Genomic DNA, 18,282 nt, shown 5'->3' with positions numbered 1-18,282 from the left:
TACGATTACGTGGCATCGGTCAGCGAACGCCAGTCCGAACCGACCGGCAGCACGCCGCCGATCGAGATCGCGCGCGAGTAGTCGAGTTCGGGGTTGTCGGCGAGCGTGGGCGTCTTGCCGGCCATGAACTCGCGTGCCGACTTGAGCAGCAGCCCGCGCACGCGCAGCACGGCGCCGTCGGCGGAGCAGAGTTGCTCGGTGGTGCGGTCCGCAATCGGGCCCTGGCCGAGGAACATCGCGAAGTCTTCGGTCCCCAGGTGCTGGTGAAAGCCGGTGGCGTGGCCGCGCTTCATGAGGTCGCGGTTCTGACCGAAGCCGGTTTCGCGCGTTCCCGGCGGCAGCGGCGGGAAGTTCCACACATCCGGCGTAGCCGACATCACCGTCATGCCGAGCTTGCGCGTAGGGTTGAAGTGCACGAACCAGGCGCGGTGCGTGACGTCATCCACGGGCGTGGAGAAGAACACCGTGCTCGGCCCGTTCGAGTCCGGCGCGCAGATGATGCCGTACCACGGCATCACGAAATTGTTGACGCGTGCATAGACCTTTTCGTCGGGCAAATCGCGTAGCGCGGCGTAGCGATAGCCGTATGGCCGGTCCTCGAACTCAAGGCGTGGCGCGAGCGCTTTCGTCATGTGCATGCGTTCGTTGCCGCCACCAGCCGTGATCTGCGTGGTCGATTCGTGCAGCACGCCCACGTGCGACGAATCCATCGACGCCTCGACGCCCTGCACCCAGTTGGTCGGCACTTCGACGCAGGTGACCGAGCGCTGCCCGGCGGGCAGCTGAGTGAACGGCAGGTCGGGGAAGCGCGGCGGCCCGGCGTTCTCGCCGCCCTTGCCGAGCCATATCCAGACGATGCCGCCGCGCTCCTCCACGCTGTACTGACTCGTCTTCACGCGCTTGCAGAACTGCGCCTGGTCGCCAACCTGGTTCGGCGCTTCGACCACCTGGCCTTCCACGTTCACCTTCCAGCCGTGGAAAATGCAGCGCAAGCCGTTATTCTCGTTGCGCGCCATCATCATCGAGGTCTTGCGGTGCGGGCAAAGCTCGTCGATCACGCCGGCCTTGCCGTCGGTGCCGCGAAACGCCACGAAGTTCGAGCCAAGCAGGCGAACCAGCACGGGCGCGCCATCCGCTTCGAGCTTCGCCGACGGCACGGCAGGGATCCAGTAATGCTGGCGGATCATCTCGCCCATCGGCGCGCCGTTTTCGACGCGCGTGAGCAGATCGTTTTCTTCAGCGGTCATGGCCATGTTCAGGCCTCCTGATAGTGGCGGAACGCACGCGGATAGACGCGCTGGCAATTGCACTCGAACACGTTCCTGCGTTGTTCCTCGGTGAGCCACTCGATGCTTTCGATCACCGGCTTCATGTCGTCGTAGTCGCGGCCCGAGATCGGGTCGCGCGCGCTGCCCGTGCCCGGCTTTTCGGTTCCGAACAGCACGTTGTCGGTGCCGGCCACCTTGAGCAGCAGCTCGATCGAATCTTTCGAGTAGTTGCAGGTGTCGAAGTAGAGCTTGCGCAGTTGTTCGTCGAAAGTCTGTGGATGATTGCGGCGCACGGCCCACGAACGGAAGCGGCCCATCTGGTAGGGAATCGCGCCGCCGCCGTGGCCCACCACGATCTTCAGGTTCGGGAACTTCTGGAACACGTCCGATTCGAGCAGCGAAATGACCGCGATGTTTTCTTCGTTGATGAACTTCAGCGTGTACGACTCGCGCGGGCTGCAACTGCCGGCCGAGTGGATCAGTGCGGGCACGTCGAGCGCCGTCATCGTTTCATAGAGCGGATACCAGAACGGATCGCCGAGGCCGGCCGGCGCGGGGCCCTCGCCTTCGGTCGGATCGGGGTTCAGCAGCGTGCCGACGAAGCCCAGTTCATTCACGCAGCGCTTCAGTTCGGCCACGCATTTTTCGGCGGGCGATTCGTTCATGAACTGCGGCAGGCCGGCCACGCCACGGAAGCGGTCCGGGAACATGTCGACGAAGCGCTTGATCAGGTCGTTGCAGTGACGCGTCCACAGCTCGGTCACGCGCGCCGGCTTCACCGAATGCATTTGCAGGTAGGGGCGCGGCGAGATGAACTGAACGTCGGTGCCGACGGCGTCCATGCTGCGCACGAGTTCCTCGGCCTGCTTGCGCACCGCTTCGTCCGGGATGTTCGGGTTGGTCGACGGGTTGGCGCGGCCGCCAACGAGCTCCGCCATGTAGCGGAAGCTTTGCGGTGGCATGACGACGTGGGCGTGGGAGTCGATGATCACGTTGGAACCTTTTTCAATGAATGGACGGATGCGCTGCGTTGCTTGACGTTGGTGGTGGAGGCCGCGCGTTCAGGGCGCGACGGCGATTGCTTCGAGCTGAAGAGCCATGCCGTGCTGCAGGTCGTGCACGACGATATGGCGTGCGGGCCGCTGCGCCGGGTCGGGCCAGAAGGCGAGCCAGCGCGCGTTGATGTGTTCGCGCACGCTGTCGTCTTTCACATAGACGGTGAGTTTCACGACGTCCGCGAGCGTCGCACCGCCTGCGTCGAGAAAGCGCTCGAGGTTGTCGAACGCGAGGCGGGCCTGGTCGGCGGGGCCGGCGGCGAGCTTGCCGGTGGCCGGGTCCTTGCCGGCGATCGCGGACGAGCACAGCACGTTGGCCACGCGGGCGCCCACCGGAATCGGGGCGTTATGCAAGAGGCCTGGGACGTCGATGGAGCGGGGCATGGTGTCTCCGTATGGATTATTCAGGATGACTGGATATCTCAGTCGGTGCCGAAGTCGAAGAAGTGGCGTGGCACGGCGGCGAGGAATTCGGAAAAGCCGGTCGTGCCCGCGGGAACGTGACGCCGCATCACCTCGGCGGCTTTCGCTTCGTCGCCGGCCTGGATGGCGCGCGCGATCTCGAAGTGCTCCTGGAGCGAGCGGCTGATCTGGCTGCGGTTGCGCAGGTCGGCCACGCGGTAGCGCGCCGACTGGCGGCGCGCGGCGCGAATCTGGTCGGCGAGGCACTCGTTGCGGCTGCCTTCGTAGATCGTGTCGTGAAAAAGCGCATTGGCGCGTGCGTACTCGCCGGCGTCGCCTTCCACTGCGGCCTGCTGGCACGCCATCAGCGCGCGGTCGAGCGCCTCGCGCAGGGTGTCGCTCGCGCGCCTTGCGCAAAAGCGTGCGCACAGCGCCTCCAGTTCCCCGATGTACTCCAGCATCGAGCGCACCTTGGCGATCGACAGCCGCGCCACGGTCATGCCCTGGCGCGGCGAGATCACCACCAGCTCGCGCGCCGCGAGATGCTGAAGCGCTTCGCGCACCGGCGTGCGCGACACGTTGAAGCGCGCAGCGAGCGCACGCTCGTCGATCGGCATGCCCGGCGCGAGCTGGCCAGTTTCGATCTCGGCCTGAAGCGTCTCGCGAATGTCGTTCGCGAGACTCGCTCGCATACGGGGCGCGGCTGCCGGATGGGCGGGCGCTGCGCCGTCGCGTTCGGCGGTCAGGTCGGCTACAGGTTTCATGGAAAGGACGGTCGTTGGGGTTCGGATGGCTTAAATATACCAAAATGATGTTGTGGTATTCAAGGCGGCGCTTTTCTTATACGGTCGCGCCGTTTGCTGGATGTACGTCGAGCGACAATTAAAAGATATTAAAATCAATGAGATGCCGTCTGATAGGTGGCCCGGGTGGGTGCGGTTAGGGGAAAACACTAACCTGGTAAATGTGCCTCTGGTGTATTGAGAAAGCGGTTGTGGTATGCCAGAATGACTCTCAATCGAACTGATCCTGGTTTGCCAGTGCCGGGATCGCAATCAAGAAGAGGCATGACCTGATGAGTAAGTCACTCTCCGAAGCAGGCGGCGTGTTGTCCGTCGAACGCGTGCTCAAGCCGCGCTCGATCGCGATCGTCGGTGCTTCCGCCGATCCCCGCTCGTTCGGCAACTTCGTGCTGCAGAACCTGGAGCGTTTCGGCTTTGCGGGCGCGATCCATCTCGTGTCGCGCAGCAGCGAGGAAATCAACGGCCGCCCGTGCGTGAAGAGCGTGGACGCGCTGCCCGAAGGCATCGACCTCGTGGTGCTATGCATTCCGGAAGCCGGTGTGCTCGACGCCGTCTACACGCTGGGCGCGCGCGGCGCGGGCGCGGCGGTGATCTTCGCTTCGGGCTACGCCGAAGCAGGCGAGGAAGGCCGTGCGAAACAGCAGGCGCTCACTGAGGCCGCGAACGCCGCGGGCATCGCGCTGATCGGTCCGAACTGCATGGGCTTCACCAATTTCCAGGCCGGCGTGCCGGTCACTTTCGAGGCGCTCGCGCCATATCCGTGCGCGGGTCGCAAGGGCGTTGGCGTGGTTGCGCAAAGCGGCGCGATGGCCGCGAACCTGCGCGACGCCTTCATGGGCCGCGGCCAGCCGATCACGGCGGCCGTTTCGACCGGCAACGAAGCCGTGCTTGGCATCGAGGACTATCTCGCGTGGTTCATCGCCGACCCGCAGACGACTGCGATCGCCGTGTATGCGGAGCAGGTGCGCCGCCCGCAGACTTTCCTCGCGCTGGCGCGCGAAGCGCGTGCGGCAGGCAAGCCGATCGTGATGCTGATGCCGGGCAAGAGCGCGCGAGCGCGCGAAGCGGCACAGTCGCACACCGGCGCGCTCGCAGGCGACCATGCCACGGCGAGCGTGCTACTCGCGCGCGAAGGCGTGGTGGTGGTCGATTCGCTCGATGAACTGTTCGACACCACGACGATCCTCGCGCGCTTCCCGGTGCCGCCCGCAGCGGGTACGGCGGTCATGACGGCATCGGGCGCGGTGAAGAACATTACGCTCGACTTCGCCGACGACATCGGTCTGAACCTGCCGCCGCTCACCGAGCCGACGCTCGGGAAGCTCACCGAACTGCTGCCGGACTTCGCCGTGGCCGACAACCCGCTCGACTACACGACGATCGGCGTGCGCAACCCCGGCCTGATCGGCGAACTGATCGACACGGTGCTCGCCGACCCGAACATCGGCAGCCTCGTCCTCTCGATCATGGGCGGCCCTCCCATCGCGCAGCGCGACAAGGCCGACCACCTCGTGCCCGCGCTCGCGCGCGCCACCAAGCCCGCGGTGCTTGCGGTAATGGGCGACAACAACGTGCTGGAGCCGTTCTTCGTCGAAGCGATTGCCGCGAGCGGCGTGCCGTTCTTCCGTTCGCCGGACCGCGCGCTGCGCGCCTGCGCACGCGTGGCGGCCTACGGCGAATCGCTGCAGCGAGCACAGCGCGCGCAAACGGCGCAGCCAGCCGCGATCGCGCTGCCGGGCGCCGTGCCGGCGAACGGTATTTACGCCGAATATCAGGGCAAGCAATGGCTTGCCGCAGCGGGTCTGCCGGTGCCGCCGGGGCGACTCGCGAAGACGATCGACGAAGCGCAGAAGATTGCGGATGAAATCGGCTATCCGGTCGTGCTCAAGGCGCAGGCGAGCGAACTGCCGCACAAGAGCGACGTGGGCGGCGTGGTGGTCGGTCTCGCCGATGCGGCCTCGCTGCGCGCCGGCTGGGACAAGCTGCACGCGAGCGTGGCTTCGCATCGCCCCGAGCTGCGGCTCGACGGTGCGCTTGTCGAAGCGATGGGCCAGCGCGGTCTCGAACTCGTGGTGGGCGCCAGGCGTGACGCCGAATGGGGCCCCGTCGTGCTGGTCGGCCTGGGCGGCATCTGGATCGAAGCGCTCAAGGACGTGCGCCTGATTCCCGCCGACATGGCCGAAACCGACATCGTGGTCGAGCTGCGCCGCCTGAAGGCCGCCGCGCTGCTCGACGGCGTGCGCGGCGCCGAAGGTGTGGACGTGGCCGCCATCGCGAAGGCCGTGGCCGCGATCGGTGCGCAGATGCGCGCGAACCCGCAGATCACCGAGATCGATGTGAATCCGCTCGTTGCCTACCCGGACCGCGTGCTCGCGCTCGATGCACTCGTCGTGTGCGGTTCGCAGGGCGCAAACAGCGGCGCACATCACTAATAAGGACAATGAATCAATGAGACTGGAATTCTCCGCAGAGGACGAGGCGTTTCGCGCCGAGGTGCGCGAGTTCGTCAAGAAGAACCTTTCGCCCGCACTCAAGCGCAAGGCTGAACTGGGCCTGCGCATCGAGCGCGCCGATTATGTCGAGTGGTACACGCATCTGTACGAGCGCGGCTGGATCACGCCGTCGTGGCCGAAGGAGGCCGGTGGCCCTGGCTGGACGCCGCTGCAACGCTATATCTTCGACGAGGAAACGCTCGTTGGCGGCGCGCCGCGCATCATCGCGAGCGGCATCAACATGCTGGGCCCTGTGCTCAATGCGTTCGGAACGCCCGAGCAGAAAGAGCGCTACCTGCCCGCAATCCGCCGCAGCGAAACGTGGTGGGCGCAGGGCTTCTCGGAGCCGGGTGCGGGCTCTGACCTCGCCAGCGTGCGCACCACCGCCGTGCTTTCCAGAGACAGCGACGGCGATCACTTCGTCGTGAATGGCCACAAGGTCTGGACTTCGTACGCGCACTGGTGCGAGATGATGTTCGCGCTGGTGCGCACCGACCCGACCGCCAAGCCGCAGGAAGGCATTTCGTTCCTGCTGATCGACATGAAGTCGCCGGGCGTGGAGCTGCGCCCCATTCGCATGCTCGAAGGCGGCACCGACCTCAACGAGGTCTATCTCGACAACGTGCGCGTGCCGGTCGAGAATCTCGTCGGCGAGATCAACAAGGGCTGGTCGTACGGCAAGTATCTGCTCGGCCACGAACGCACCGGCATTGCGGGCATCGGCTCCTGCAAGCAGCAGCTCGCGCGCGTCAAGCAGCTTGGCAAGCAGCAGGGCCTCGCCGGCGATCCGCTATTCGAGGCGCGCGTGAGCCGCTTCGAAATCGAGTTGATGGCGCTCGAATTCACGGGCCTGCGCATGCTGAGCGCAAACCAGCAGAGCCCCGTGCCGGCGGTAGAGGCGTCAATGCTCAAGGTGCGCGGCACCGAGCTGCGCCAGGCGATCTACGCGCTGCTCGCGGAAGTCGCAGGGCCCGACGGCATTCCGTTCGACGAAGCCGCGCTGCTCGACCAGGCGGGCCACGAGCCGCCGAGCCCGGAAGAGACCGTTGCCGTCGCGGCCAACTACTTCGATGCACGCAAGCTGTCGATCTACGGCGGCACGAACGAAGTGCAGCGCAACCTGATCAGCCGCGCGTTCTTCAATGCCTGAAGCGGGACACGAATAAACATGGACTTTTCTCTGACTGAAGATCACGTCGCGCTGCAAGACGCGGTACGCCGCTTCTGCGACGGCGAGTTTCCCGCGCACCGGCGCGGCGACACCGAAGACGCGGCGCTTGCGGCACACCGCCGCCAGGGCTTCGCCGAACTCGGCATCACGGGCCTCATCATCGACGCCGGACAGGGCGGCAGCGGCTACGGCGCGGTGGAAACGATGCTCGTCGCGCAGCAACTCGGCCGCGCGTTGGGCGGCGCAGGCTGGCTGTCGAGTGGCTTGCCGGCGGCTGCGCTGATCGGCGCGGCGGGCAGCGCGCAGCAGCGCTCGCAATGGCTCGAAGCGGCCGCGTGCGGCGAGAAGGTGCTTGCGCTCGCGGTGGGCGAAGCCGATGCGCGCTACGAGCTTGCGCGCATCGCGGTGCGCGCGAAGGAAACGGGCGACGGCTGGCGCATCGACGGCACCAAGACACTCGTGTTCGACGGCGCGATCGCCGACGCATTCGTGGTAGCCGTGCGCACCTCGGGCGAGCGCGGCGACATGCATGGCCTCTCGCTTTTCCTCGTCGACGCCAAAGCGCAAGGCATCACGCTGCGCCGCTTTGCGACGATCGACGCACGCGAAGCGGCCCACGTGAGCTTCGCCAACGTGATCGTGACCAAAGCCGACCTGATCGGCGAGGCCGGCGAAGCGCACGCGCTCATCGAAGCCGCGCTCGACCGCGCGAACGCGGCGCTGTGCGCAGAGTCGGTCGGCGCGCTGGAAGCGCTGCTCGAACTGACCGCCGAGCACCTGAATACGCGCTCGCAATTCGGTGCGCCGTTGGCGAAGTTTCAGGCGCTGCAACACCGCGTGGCCGACATGCTGATCGCGCTCGAACAGGGCAAGTCGATGGCGTGCGCGGCGGCCATGGCCGTCGATGAAAACGACCCGGCGCGCCGTGGCCGCTTTGTCTCCGCCGTCAAGGCCTTTATCGGCGATGTGTGCAAGAACGCGGGCGAATGGGCGATTCAGCTGCATGGCGCGATGGGCATGACGCAAGAGTGCCGCGCGGGCCACTACGCAAAGCGCATGTTCGCGATCAACATGACCTACGGTGACGCCACCTGGCATCTGAACCGCTTTACGGTGCAACGACTCGATAAGGAATCCGAATGACTCTGAACGGACAAGCCTGTATCGTCGGCGCCTATGAGCACCCCACGCGCAAAGCGGACGACCTTTCCGTCGCGCGCCTGCACGCCGACGTCGCGAAGGGCGCGCTGGAAGACGCGGGCCTGACGAAAGACGACATCGACGGCTACTTCTGCGCGGGGGATGCGCCCGGCCTCGGCACGACGACCATTGCCGAATACCTCGGCCTGAAGCTGCGCCACGTCGATTCGACCGAATGCGGCGGGTCCGCGCCGATCCTGCACGTCGCGCACGCGGCGCAAGCGATTGCGGCCGGCCGCTGCAATATCGCGCTGATCACGCTTGCGGGCCGCCCACGTGCGGCGGGCGCAGCGCTTTCGCTCAAGGCGCCGGACCCGGACGCGCCCGAAGTGCAGTTCGAGCTGCCGTTCGGCCCGGCCACACAGAATCTGTACGGCATGGTCGCGAAGCGCCATATGTACGAGTACGGCACCACAAGCGAGCAACTCGCGTGGATCAAGGTCGCGGCGTCCCACCACGCGCAGCACAACCCCAACGCGATGCTGCGCAACGTCGTGACCGTCGAAGACGTCGTGAACTCGCCGATGGTCGCTGACCCGCTGCATCGTCTGGACTGCTGCGTGATGAGCGATGGCGGCGGCGCGCTCATCGTGGCGCGTCCCGAGATCGCGAAGCAGTTGAAGCGCCCGCTCGTGAAGGTGCGCGGTACGGGCGAAGCGCCCAAGCACGCTGGCGGCGGCAAGATCGACCTCACGTGGTCGGCGGCGAAGTGGTCAGGCGCGGCAGCGTTCGCCGAAGCAGGTTTGACGCCCGCCGATATCAAGTATGCGTCGCTCTACGACAGCTTCACGATCACCGTGCTCATGCAGCTCGAAGACCTCGGCTTCTGCAAGAAGGGCGAGGGCGGCAGGTTCGTGCAGGACGGCGGCCTGATTTCGGGCGTGGGCAAGCTGCCTTTCAATACCGATGGCGGTGGCCTGTGCAACAACCATCCCGCGAACCGGGGCGGTGTCACGAAGGTGATCGAGGCCGTGCGCCAGTTGCGCGGCGAAGCGCACCCCGCCGTGCAGGTGCCGAACTGCGATATCGCACTGGCGAACGGAATCGGCGGCGCACTGGCTTCGCGTCATACGGCCGCAACGCTCATTTTGGAACGGGCTTAACGATGAGTACGACTAATCAGAACCCTGCTACGGAAAAGGCGGCCAAGGCCGCCGCGGCCACCGGCCGGCGCCGCATTTCGCCGCCGCGCGTATTGCCCGAGGCGATGCCTTTCTGGGAAGCGGCGAAGGATGGGCGCCTGCTCGTCAAGCGCTGCGCCGACTGCGGCGAGACGCACTACTACCCGCGCGACATCTGCCCGCATTGCCTGAGCGCGAACACGGAGTGGGTCGAGTCGAAGGGCAAAGGCGCGATCTACTCGTGCAGCACGATGGGCAAGGAAGAGGCGCGCTACACGCTGGCCTATGTGACGCTCGACGAAGGCGTACACATGCTCAGCAATATCGTCGACTGCGACCCGGCCACGCTCGCCATCGGCCAGCGCGTGCAGGTCGTGTTCGAGCCGAGCGATGGCGGCTATCCGGTTCCGATGTTCACTCCGGCCTGAGGAAAAACGCCCATGAGCGCAGAAAACAAGGACACCCAGCACGACCAGGGTGCGGCCACCGCCCGTAAAGGCGCGCTGTCACGCTTCACGATCATCGACGCCTCGCGGGTGCGAGCGGGCCCGACCGCCATGCGTCTTTTCGCGGACATGGGCGCACGCGTCATCAAGCTCGAAATCCCGCCCGGAGCGCCAGGTGGCGACGACATGATCGGCGGCCGCGACCACAATCGCGCCGATTATGAAAACCTGCATCGCAGCAAGGAAAGCCTCACGCTGAACATGAAGGACCCCGCGGGCCGCGGGATTCTCCGCGAGCTGGTGCGCCGCGCCGACGTGTTCATCGAAAACTTCCGCCCCGACGTGAAGGACCGCCTCGGCATTGGCCCGGACGCGCTGCGGGCGATCAATCCGCGCCTCGTCTACGCGAGCATCTCGGGCTTCGGCCAGGACGGTCCCTATGCGAACTGGCCGGGTTTCGATTCGATCGCGCAGGGCATGGGCGGCCTCATGAGCGTGACGGGCAAGCCGGGCGAAGGCCCGATGCGCGTGGGCATCCCAATCGCGGACCTGTGCGCGGGCCACTTCTGCGCGATGGCGATTCTCACCGCGCTACTGGAGCGTGACGCGTCGGGCGAAGGCCAGTGGGTGCAAACCTCGCTGCTGGAGGCACAGCTCGCAATGCTCGATTTTCAGGCCGCACAGTGGCTCGTGGACAAAAAGGTGCCGCAGCAGGTAGGCAACGAGCATCCGCTCACGGTGCCGACCGGCGTGTTCGAAACGAAGGACGGTTACCTGAATCTCGCTGCCATCGGCCAGACGATGTGGACACGGTTGTGCGAGGCGCTCGGCCTCGAACATCTGGCGCGCGCCGCGGGCTTCGATTCCGATCCGGCGCGCGTGGCCAACCGCGACGCCGTGAACCGCGCTGTGGGCGAAGTCTTCAAGACTCGGACGACGAAAGAATGGACTGCAGTGCTGATTAAATCGGGCGTGCCTTGCGGCCCGATTCACCGCATCGACGAGGTGTTCGAGGACCCGCAGGTCAAGCATCTCGGCATGGCGTGGCCGGTCGAGTTGCCGGGCAAAGGCGAGGTCGCCTTCGTGGGCCAGCCGTTCCGGCTCTCGCGCTATCCGCGCGAAGCGTCGCCGCGGCTTGCGCCCGAGCAGGGCGAGCATACGCAGGCCATCTTGCGCGAACTCGGTTACGCGGACGAACAGATCGAACAATGGCGCGCGGCATTCGTGGTCTGAGCGCGTGCCGGCAAAGCAATAACGCACAGGAGAAGGAGACGAAATGGCACGTTTGGTAGCGGCATTCGGCTCGTCGCACAGCATCATGCTGGTGTCGCAGCGCGAAGACTGGCAGCACGGCTTTCGCGCGGTGGACCCGAAGAATCCGCACTACTACGACAAGGCGGGCAATCACGTTACGTACGGCGACCTGCTGGAACGCGCACCGGCCGACGCCGAGGCGATGGTCACGCCCGAGCGCATGGGCGAGCGCTACGACCGGTCGGAAGCGGCGATGGATGAATTGCGTGAGCGTATTCGCGCAGCCCGGCTCGATGTGCTGATCGTGGTGGGTGACGATCAGACCGAGTTGTTTCGTACCACGAATAACCCGGCATTCGCCATCTACTATGGCGAGACCATCCGCAACGCAAAGCGCGAGACGAGCCCGAACGACAGTTGGTACGCCCGCGCCCGCACCATGCGCCAGGAGCCGGATGCCGACGTGCACTATCCCGTCAAGTCGGAGATGGCACGCTGGATGATTCGTGAACTCTGCGAGCGCGACTTCGACATGGCGGCGATGGACGGTCTGGAGGGCGGCCAGTACGAGGGCCACGCGTTCTCGTTCATTCACCGCCGCTATCTGCAGGGCCTCGACTTGCCTGTCATTCCGGTGATCGTCAATACCTTCGATCCGCCGAACCAGCCCACGCCGCGCCGCTGCATTCAGCTTGGCGCCGCGCTGCGCGAGCTGATCGAGGCATACCCCGAAGACCTGAGGGTGGGCGTGCTCGCGTCGGGCGGCCTCTCGCACTTCGTGGTGGACGAGGCGCTCGACAACGGCATTATCGAAGCGATCCACCGCAAGGACAGCGCGTGGCTTGCCGCGCTCGATCCGAAGCAGCTACAGGCGGGTAGTTCGGAAATCCGCAACTGGATCATCGCGGTCGAGGCGGTCAAGTCGCTCGACCTCGAATGGGTTTCGTACACGCCGGGCTATCGCAGCCCCGCGCTCACCGGCACGGGTCTTTGCTTCGCCGCGTGGCGCACGCTGGACTGATCCGCTTCATTTGCGCAAGACCTTCACGGAAGACTAGAACATGGCTGACCAAAATGTACAGCGCCTGCGGCGGCTCGACTGCTGCGCCGTCTCGGACGCGCTCGACAAACTCAAACTGCCCGGCGTGGTGAGCGGGTTGCCGCAGCGCTCGGGCCAGGGCCGCATTGCGGGCCGCGCGATCACCGTCAAGCTCGGCACCGGTGACGCGCCGCCCGGACCGCCCGTGCACCTCGGATGTACCGCAATCGAACAGGCCGACGCCGACAACGTGATCGTGGTCGAGCAGCGCAGCGGCGTGGAAGCCGGCTGCTGGGGCGGCCTACTCTCGCTCGCCGCGAAGGTGCGCCAGGTCGCCGGCGTCGTGGCCGACGGGCCCGTGCGCGATATCGACGAGGCCATCGGCTACGAATTGCCCGTGTTCAGCCGCGCCACCACGGCGCGCACGGCACGCGGCCGCGTGGTGGAAAAGGGCACCAATGTGCCGGTTCAGATCGGCGAGGTGCAGGTGGAGGCAGGCGACTACGTCGTGGCCGACAGCAGCGCCGTGATCTTCATTCGCGCTGCCGATATCGGCCTCGTGCTGGACACCGCGGAGACGATTGTGGCGAAGGAGGCCGCGATGGCAAAAGCGATTCTTGCAGGCGTCCCAGTCGGCAGGGTCATGGGCGGCAACTACGAACACATGCTCGCCTGAGCGCATATTCACAATTCACGCAAGCGATCCAGAACCATGACGACGAACGACAACCGCAACGTGGAGCGTGCCGGCAAGCTCGACACCGCCACGCTCTCCGACGCGCTCGACAAGCTCGGCATCAACGGCCAGTGCTACAAGATCAAGGCGCGCAGCACGGACTTCCGCCTCGCGGGACGCGCCTGGACGCTCAAGTACGGTCCCGCCGCCAACCCGCCGGGCACGGTGGGCGACTATATCGACGACGTCCCGGAAGGCGCGGTCATCGTGCTCGATAACGGCGGACGCGAAGATGCGACCGTGTGGGGCGACATTCTCACCGAGATCGCGCACCGCCGTGGCATTGCGGGCACTGTGATCAACGGCATCTGCCGCGACGTTTCGCTGTGCCTGAAGCTCGGTTATCCGGTGTTCAGCCGCGATCACTGGATGCGCACCGGCAAGGACCGCGTGCAGGTCGAGGCGACCAATATTCCCGTCAACATGGGCGAGGCGCGCGTGCAGCCCGGTGACATCCTGCGCGGCGACGCCGATGGCGTGCTCGCGATTCCGCGCGAGCACGAAGACGCTGTCCTCGATGCCGCGGAGGCGATCCATCATGCCGAGGAAGCGATTCGAGAGGCGTGCCGCGGCGGTATGCGTCTGGACGAAGCGCGCAAGCAGTTCAAGTACCACCAGTTGCAAACGCGGGAGCAAAAGGTATGAAAGAACACGATTCGGCAACCACTATCCGCACTTCAATCGAACGCGTCGAGGCACGCGTGGTCGACGCGGCCCGCCAGGTGCCCGCAGCCACGCTGCACGAAGCCGGCGGCAAGATCGGCGCGCTGCCCGCTGCGATCAAGCCTGTCGCGCCTGGCTTCAGGATCTGCGGCACGGCAGTCACCGTGCATTCGCCGGGCGGCGACAACCTCTGGCTGCACCGCGCCATTCAGCTTGCTCAGCCGGGCGACGTGCTGGTGGTCTACACGAACGGCATGTACGAACACGGCTACTGGGGCGAGGTGATGACGACAGCCGCGAAGGTGCGCGGTCTTGCGGGGCTCGTGATTGACGGCGCGGTGCGCGACGCCGACCTGCTGGAGTCGATCGGCTTCCCGGTGTTCTCGCGCGGGCTGTCCATTCGCGGCACGGGCAAGGACTTTGGCGCGATCGGCTGGATCAACGAGCCGGTGATGATCGGAAACGTCACGGTTTGTGCGGGCGACCTGATCGTCGGCGACCGCGACGGTGTGGTGGCCGTTCCGCGTGCCCGCGCGGCAGAAGTGGTGGAGAAGGGCGTGCAGCGCGAAGCCGACGAAGCCGCGATCTGCAAGCGCATCGAGGGAGGCGAAACTACCATGCAGATCTACAACTTCCACTGAGGCTGACGATGACCTCGAAACCCGCTCATTCAGCAGGTCAGGCGCCGGAACTCACCGTCGCCGGGAAGATCGCGACCATCACGCTGCGCCGCCCCGAGATGGCGAACCGCCTCGAATTCGAAGACCTCGCCACATTGCGCGGTTTCATTCGCGAAGTGAACGCGCAACGCGAGGTGCTCGTGCTGCGGCTGTGCGCCGAAGGCAAGCACTTTTGCGCCGGGTTCGACATTGGCAGCGTTGCCGACGAGAACGCGGGGGCGAGTTTCGAGGCGCTCGCCAACGAACTCGAAGAAGCGCGGCCTGTGACGATCGCCGCGATCAACGGCGGCGTTTATGGCGGTGCGACCGATCTGGCGCTCGCGTGTGACTTCCGCGTCGGCGTCGAAAGCAGCCAGATGTTCGTGCCTGCGGCCCGGCTCGGCCTGCTGTTCTATCGCGGTGGTTTGCGGCGCTACGTGTCGCGGCTCGGACTGAACGTGGCGAAGAAGCTGCTGTTGTGCGCCACGACCCTCGATGCCGGACAGATGCGGGCTTGCGGTTTTCTCGACACAGTCGTTGCGCGTGCAATGTTATTCGACGAAGTCGAGCGCCTGAGCGGCGAACTGGCGGCAATGGCGCCGCTCGCTCTGCTGGGTATGAAGAAGCACCTGAATCGGATCGCGAGTGGAACGCTCGACGAAGACGAATTCCAGCGCGACGTGAAAGAAGCGGATGCCTCGCGCGATCTATGCGAAGGTTCGCTCGCCTGGAAGGAGAAACGAAAGCCGGTATTTCGCGGCGAGTGAGCCGCGAGCGGCAAAACACGAGCACCCCCGCGAAGCTATACGAAAAGGACGGCATTCATGGAAATCGAAGATAACCCGGCTCTCGCGCGTCTATACGGCGTGAACGGCGCGCCGCCGATCACGACCACGCTGGGCGCCACGTTTCTCTCGCTGAGCGACAATGCGCTCGAGGCCGAGTACGAGGGCGCCCTGTCGTTTCGCAACCCGGCGGGGCAAGTGCAGGGCGGCATGCTGTGTGCCATGCTCGACGACGTGACGGCAACGCTGGTTACCTCCACGCTCGCCGAAGGCGAGCACTGCGCGACGCTCAGCCTGAACACTTCATTCCTGAGGGCCGCAAGGCCCGGGAAGCTGACCGGCCGCGCAAACCTCGTGCGCAGGGGGCGCGGCGTATGCAACGTGCACGGCGAACTCTGGCAGGAAGACAAGCTCATCGCCACGGCAACGGCAGTGTGCATGATCGTCGCACGGTAAGTGCCGCCGCGCGCGGGGCAGGGTGGCGCTTTGTTGAGTCTGATTCGTTATCCTTAAAAAAATACAAACATGACGTTGAATCGCAAGCTCCTGTCGATGATCGCCGTGCTGTGGATCGGCCTCGTATTGATCGGCGGCTTTGGTGCATGGCAAATGCGCTCGACCATGCTGGACGACCGGCGTGATCAGTTGAAATCGCTCGTGCAGCAGGCCGAAACGCTCGTCAATCACTACCACCGCCTCGCACAGCAAGGGGTGCTCAGCGACTCCGACGCACGCAAGCAGGCGCTCGCCGCGCTAGCGGGGCTGCGCTACGGCAAGGACGGCTATTTCGCGGTCATCGACTCGCATCTCGTGATCGTGATGAACCCGTTCCTGCAGCAAATGACCGGCAAGGACGTGAGCCGCATGATGGACGGGGCCGGTCAGCCGCTGTTCCCGAAGCTCGTGGCCGCGGGCAACCAGCCAGGTGGTGGCTTTGCCGACTATGTTGGCCGCAAGCCGGACAGCGACCTGCGTGCAGTCAAGACCAACTACGTCGTATGTTTCCTGCCGTGGGACTGGTACATCGCGACGGGCATGTACATGGACGACATCGACAAGGTGTTCCATGCAAATCTGCTGCTGTGGTTAGCCGTCACTGGACTGCTTGCAGGCGGCTCTACGCTGGTGATGAGTGTCGTCGTAAGCAGCGTTTTGCGGGCGCTGGGTGGCGAGATGGAAGTGGCCGTCGCTGCGGCGCAGCGCATGTCGCAAGGCGACCTCGTCGCGCAGGTTCCGGTGCGCAACGTCGTGCAACCCAGCCTGATGCTGGCGCTGGCCACCATGCGCGACGGCATTGTCGAGACGGTCTCGCGCGTGCAAGCGGGCGCGGAGAACATCAATGTCGGTGCGCACGAGATCGCCTCGGGCAATGCCGATCTATCGAGCCGCACGGAGAAGCAGGCCGCCGCGCTGGTGGAGACGGCGTCGAGCATGGAGGAAATCACCGCGAACGTGAAGCGCAACGCGGCAAGCGCCGGGCAGGCCGCGCACCTCGCGAGCGAGGCCGCCGAGGCCGCGAGGCGCGGCAGCAAGGCGGTGGAGGGCGTAGTGCACACCATGGGCGAGATCACGAGCAGCTCGCGGGAAATCACCAACATCATTGGCGTGATCGATGCCATTGCATTTCAGACCAACATCCTGGCGCTGAACGCGGCAGTGGAGGCGGCGCGCGCCGGCGAGAACGGGCGTGGCTTCGCCGTGGTCGCGGCGGAAGTGCGCAGCCTCGCGCAACGCTCGGCAGCGGCCGCTCACGACATCAAGGACCTGATCGGCGCGTCGACGCAAACGGTGGAGGCCGGGGCCGAGCGGGTATCGAATGCGGGCGTGACGATGGGCGACATCGTGCGGTCGGTTACGCGCGTGCACGCGATTCTCGATGAAATCAGCCACGCCTCGCAGGAGCAGAGCGCGGGTATCGAGCAGGTGAACCGAGCGATCGGGGAGATGGACCAGGTGACGCAGCAGAACGCAGCACTGGTCGAAGAAGCCGCGGCTGCTGCGCACTCGTTGCGCGATCAGGCCGCGAGCTTGCGCGAGGCGATTGCGCGCTTCGTGCTGCCTGCGCAAGGATAGGCAGCATGACTGTAGCCATCCCGGTGGCGGCCGATGTGTTCGCGACTGAACCGATGTCACTGCCTGCGGGGCGGATCAGTGATGCCAGAAGAGGGGATCCTGGCGAGAGCGGCTGTCGCCTGCCTGCGCATACTGGCTTTCCCCTGGCCATGTACGGCGATTGCGCTTGCCGGCGGCCGGCTGGTGCTCGGTGCCGGCGAGCGTGAGCAGGTGCCTCGCTTCGCGGCTCGATGCGTCGACTTCCACCGCATGCCCCGCGTCTTGCCGCACACAAGCCCATTGGCGCTCGTGCTCGCATTGCCGCGCCTCGCCGATCAACGCGTCGCGCTGCTGCTCGCGCGTGACGAGTTCGGCCTGCATCTGCTGCGCTTCAGGGTTGCCGGGCTCGACGGCTAGCGCACTCGTGAGCGCCCTGCGTGCGGGCCAGAGGTTGTTCTTGTCGAGACTCAGACGCGCGCTGGCCAGATTGCTCGCGACCTCGGGATGCGCACTCGCATAGCGCGGCGCGGCGAGCGGACGCGAGACCGCCGGCGTATTCTGCTGGGCGACGCGGCGCTGCGCCGCGTTCGCATGCGGCAGGACGGCGGGTGGCCGATTAGTCACTGCGGCGACACTGCGGCTGCTGCCGTGAGTGCCCCGCGTGCCCTTCGACCCGCTCACGGCCCCCTGGACCACCTGTACGCCGAGCTTCGGCTCCCATTCGCCGCGATGCAGGAACGCGTAGCCGGTGAGCGCGATCGCGAGCGCGCCGAGAGCCGCCCAGGCATAGCGCGGCAACCGCTTACGCTCGGCGACGTGTTCCTCGTCGATCGAAGGGTACTCGCCGTCGTAGGGCCGATTGGCGCCAAGGGCCAGGTTTGCACGCAGGCGCTCGGCTACCCCGTGCGCGCGTTCGTCCGGCAAGCCTTCGTCAGCGCCTGCGATGCGCGCGGCAGCGGCCTGTTGATTCGCTCCGCATTGGGGGCAGAGTGCAAGCGGCGCATTGAACCTGGTCCCACAGTAGGGGCATTCCGACGGATCGGAATCGTCGTGACCAGGGGTGTTGAGCATGGGAGGAGCGCGCTTTCGCTTCGATTGACGAATTGCCGCAAAACCGGTGCCTGATGTACGCACTC

18 protein-coding genes are annotated in these 18,282 nt (G+C 65.8%); 13 read left to right on the top strand and 5 right to left on the bottom strand.

The genetic code is table 11. The features are described from left to right. Positions 1-5: 5 nt before the first annotated feature. From ACOJB8_RS18245 to ACOJB8_RS18230, 4 genes are all read right to left on the bottom strand, one after another. Positions 6-1,253, bottom strand: a complete 1,248-nt coding sequence (locus ACOJB8_RS18245) for a Rieske 2Fe-2S domain-containing protein (protein ID WP_475013513.1) — start codon at positions 1,251-1,253, stop codon at positions 6-8. 2 nt (positions 1,254-1,255) lie between these two features. Continuing rightward, positions 1,256-2,260, bottom strand: a complete 1,005-nt coding sequence (locus ACOJB8_RS18240) for an amidohydrolase family protein (RefSeq protein ID WP_069266748.1) — start codon at positions 2,258-2,260, stop codon at positions 1,256-1,258. A 69-nt stretch (positions 2,261-2,329) separates the two neighbouring features. Continuing rightward, positions 2,330-2,707, bottom strand: a complete 378-nt coding sequence (locus tag ACOJB8_RS18235; RefSeq protein ID WP_475013511.1) for a RidA family protein — start codon at positions 2,705-2,707, stop codon at positions 2,330-2,332. A 38-nt stretch (positions 2,708-2,745) separates the two neighbouring features. Next, on the bottom strand, positions 2,746-3,489 hold the full coding sequence (locus tag ACOJB8_RS18230; RefSeq protein WP_256094894.1) for a GntR family transcriptional regulator: 744 nt from the start codon (positions 3,487-3,489) through the stop codon (positions 2,746-2,748). A gap of 311 nt (positions 3,490-3,800) precedes the next feature. Here ACOJB8_RS18230 and ACOJB8_RS18225 point away from each other — a divergent pair, with 311 nt between their 5' ends. From ACOJB8_RS18225 to ACOJB8_RS18165, 13 genes are all read left to right on the top strand, one after another. Continuing rightward, positions 3,801-5,960: an acetate--CoA ligase family protein gene (locus tag ACOJB8_RS18225; RefSeq protein ID WP_475013509.1), complete on the top strand. Its 2,160-nt coding sequence runs from the start codon at positions 3,801-3,803 to the stop codon at positions 5,958-5,960. 16 nt (positions 5,961-5,976) lie between these two features. Beyond that, complete coding sequence (locus ACOJB8_RS18220) at positions 5,977-7,170, top strand: acyl-CoA dehydrogenase family protein (RefSeq protein WP_368602136.1); 1,194 nt, start codon at positions 5,977-5,979, stop codon at positions 7,168-7,170. A gap of 18 nt (positions 7,171-7,188) precedes the next feature. Beyond that, positions 7,189-8,334 carry an acyl-CoA dehydrogenase family protein gene (locus ACOJB8_RS18215; RefSeq protein WP_475013506.1) on the top strand — a complete coding sequence of 382 codons (1,146 nt, stop codon included), beginning with the start codon at positions 7,189-7,191 and terminating at the stop codon, positions 8,332-8,334. After that, positions 8,331-9,494 (top strand): thiolase domain-containing protein, encoded by a 1,164-nt coding sequence (locus ACOJB8_RS18210; protein ID WP_342947220.1) that lies wholly within the window; start codon positions 8,331-8,333, stop codon positions 9,492-9,494. Before ACOJB8_RS18215 ends, ACOJB8_RS18210 begins: the two co-directional genes overlap by 4 nt. 2 nt (positions 9,495-9,496) lie before the next feature. Beyond that, entirely contained in the window at positions 9,497-9,940 is a 444-nt protein-coding gene (locus ACOJB8_RS18205; RefSeq protein WP_083245431.1) for a Zn-ribbon domain-containing OB-fold protein, read from the top strand. A gap of 12 nt (positions 9,941-9,952) precedes the next feature. Then, positions 9,953-11,191, top strand: coding sequence for a CaiB/BaiF CoA transferase family protein (locus ACOJB8_RS18200; protein WP_475013504.1), 1,239 nt, complete (start codon positions 9,953-9,955; stop codon positions 11,189-11,191). 43 nt (positions 11,192-11,234) lie between these two features. Further along, complete coding sequence (locus tag ACOJB8_RS18195; protein WP_475013502.1) at positions 11,235-12,233, top strand: DODA-type extradiol aromatic ring-opening family dioxygenase; 999 nt, start codon at positions 11,235-11,237, stop codon at positions 12,231-12,233. 40 nt (positions 12,234-12,273) lie between these two features. Next, positions 12,274-12,927: an RraA family protein gene (locus ACOJB8_RS18190; RefSeq protein ID WP_475013500.1), complete on the top strand. Its 654-nt coding sequence runs from the start codon at positions 12,274-12,276 to the stop codon at positions 12,925-12,927. Positions 12,928-12,963: 36 nt separating this feature from the next. Further along, entirely contained in the window at positions 12,964-13,632 is a 669-nt protein-coding gene (locus ACOJB8_RS18185; protein ID WP_342947225.1) for an RraA family protein, read from the top strand. Continuing rightward, entirely contained in the window at positions 13,629-14,291 is a 663-nt protein-coding gene (locus ACOJB8_RS18180; protein ID WP_475013497.1) for a 4-carboxy-4-hydroxy-2-oxoadipate aldolase/oxaloacetate decarboxylase, read from the top strand. Before ACOJB8_RS18185 ends, ACOJB8_RS18180 begins: the two co-directional genes overlap by 4 nt. A gap of 8 nt (positions 14,292-14,299) precedes the next feature. Then, complete coding sequence (locus tag ACOJB8_RS18175; RefSeq protein ID WP_069266737.1) at positions 14,300-15,076, top strand: enoyl-CoA hydratase/isomerase family protein; 777 nt, start codon at positions 14,300-14,302, stop codon at positions 15,074-15,076. Positions 15,077-15,133: 57 nt separating this feature from the next. Further along, the gene (locus tag ACOJB8_RS18170) at positions 15,134-15,550 is read left to right on the top strand and encodes a PaaI family thioesterase (RefSeq protein WP_069266736.1); all 417 of its coding nucleotides are present in this window, start codon (positions 15,134-15,136) and stop codon (positions 15,548-15,550) included. Positions 15,551-15,619: 69 nt separating this feature from the next. Next, a complete protein-coding gene (locus ACOJB8_RS18165; protein ID WP_475013495.1) occupies positions 15,620-17,167 on the top strand; it encodes a methyl-accepting chemotaxis protein in 1,548 nt (515 codons plus the stop codon). A 75-nt stretch (positions 17,168-17,242) separates the two neighbouring features. On the opposite strand, the gene ACOJB8_RS18160 is transcribed toward ACOJB8_RS18165, so the two are convergent. After that, entirely contained in the window at positions 17,243-18,217 is a 975-nt protein-coding gene (locus ACOJB8_RS18160; RefSeq protein WP_475013493.1) for a hypothetical protein, read from the bottom strand. Positions 18,218-18,282 lie beyond the last annotated feature (65 nt).

This window comes from Paraburkholderia sp. BR10141 (assembly GCF_056155635.1).
The sequence above is the reverse complement of the archived record's forward strand: the minus strand, read 5'-3'. Positions and strand labels throughout refer to the sequence as shown.

Bases quoted from the DNA above. Each gene is read 5' to 3' on its own strand.
- ACOJB8_RS18245 (WP_475013513.1), bottom strand. From the start codon at position 1,253: ATGGCCATGACCGCTGAAGAAAACGATCTGCTCACGCGCGTCGAAAAC.
- ACOJB8_RS18195 (WP_475013502.1), top strand. From the start codon at position 11,235: ATGGCACGTTTGGTAGCGGCATTCGGCTCGTCGCACAGCATCATGCTG.
- ACOJB8_RS18185 (WP_342947225.1), top strand. From the start codon at position 12,964: ATGACGACGAACGACAACCGCAACGTGGAGCGTGCCGGCAAGCTCGAC.
- ACOJB8_RS18210 (WP_342947220.1), top strand. From the start codon at position 8,331: ATGACTCTGAACGGACAAGCCTGTATCGTCGGCGCCTATGAGCACCCC.
- ACOJB8_RS18230 (WP_256094894.1), bottom strand. From the start codon at position 3,489: ATGAAACCTGTAGCCGACCTGACCGCCGAACGCGACGGCGCAGCGCCC.
- ACOJB8_RS18160 (WP_475013493.1), bottom strand. From the start codon at position 18,217: ATGCTCAACACCCCTGGTCACGACGATTCCGATCCGTCGGAATGCCCC.
- ACOJB8_RS18200 (WP_475013504.1), top strand. From the start codon at position 9,953: ATGAGCGCAGAAAACAAGGACACCCAGCACGACCAGGGTGCGGCCACC.
- ACOJB8_RS18180 (WP_475013497.1), top strand. From the start codon at position 13,629: ATGAAAGAACACGATTCGGCAACCACTATCCGCACTTCAATCGAACGC.
- ACOJB8_RS18235 (WP_475013511.1), bottom strand. From the start codon at position 2,707: ATGCCCCGCTCCATCGACGTCCCAGGCCTCTTGCATAACGCCCCGATT.
- ACOJB8_RS18225 (WP_475013509.1), top strand. From the start codon at position 3,801: ATGAGTAAGTCACTCTCCGAAGCAGGCGGCGTGTTGTCCGTCGAACGC.
- ACOJB8_RS18170 (WP_069266736.1), top strand. From the start codon at position 15,134: ATGGAAATCGAAGATAACCCGGCTCTCGCGCGTCTATACGGCGTGAAC.
- ACOJB8_RS18165 (WP_475013495.1), top strand. From the start codon at position 15,620: ATGACGTTGAATCGCAAGCTCCTGTCGATGATCGCCGTGCTGTGGATC.
- ACOJB8_RS18190 (WP_475013500.1), top strand. From the start codon at position 12,274: ATGGCTGACCAAAATGTACAGCGCCTGCGGCGGCTCGACTGCTGCGCC.
- ACOJB8_RS18205 (WP_083245431.1), top strand. From the start codon at position 9,497: ATGAGTACGACTAATCAGAACCCTGCTACGGAAAAGGCGGCCAAGGCC.
- ACOJB8_RS18220 (WP_368602136.1), top strand. From the start codon at position 5,977: ATGAGACTGGAATTCTCCGCAGAGGACGAGGCGTTTCGCGCCGAGGTG.
- ACOJB8_RS18215 (WP_475013506.1), top strand. From the start codon at position 7,189: ATGGACTTTTCTCTGACTGAAGATCACGTCGCGCTGCAAGACGCGGTA.
- ACOJB8_RS18175 (WP_069266737.1), top strand. From the start codon at position 14,300: ATGACCTCGAAACCCGCTCATTCAGCAGGTCAGGCGCCGGAACTCACC.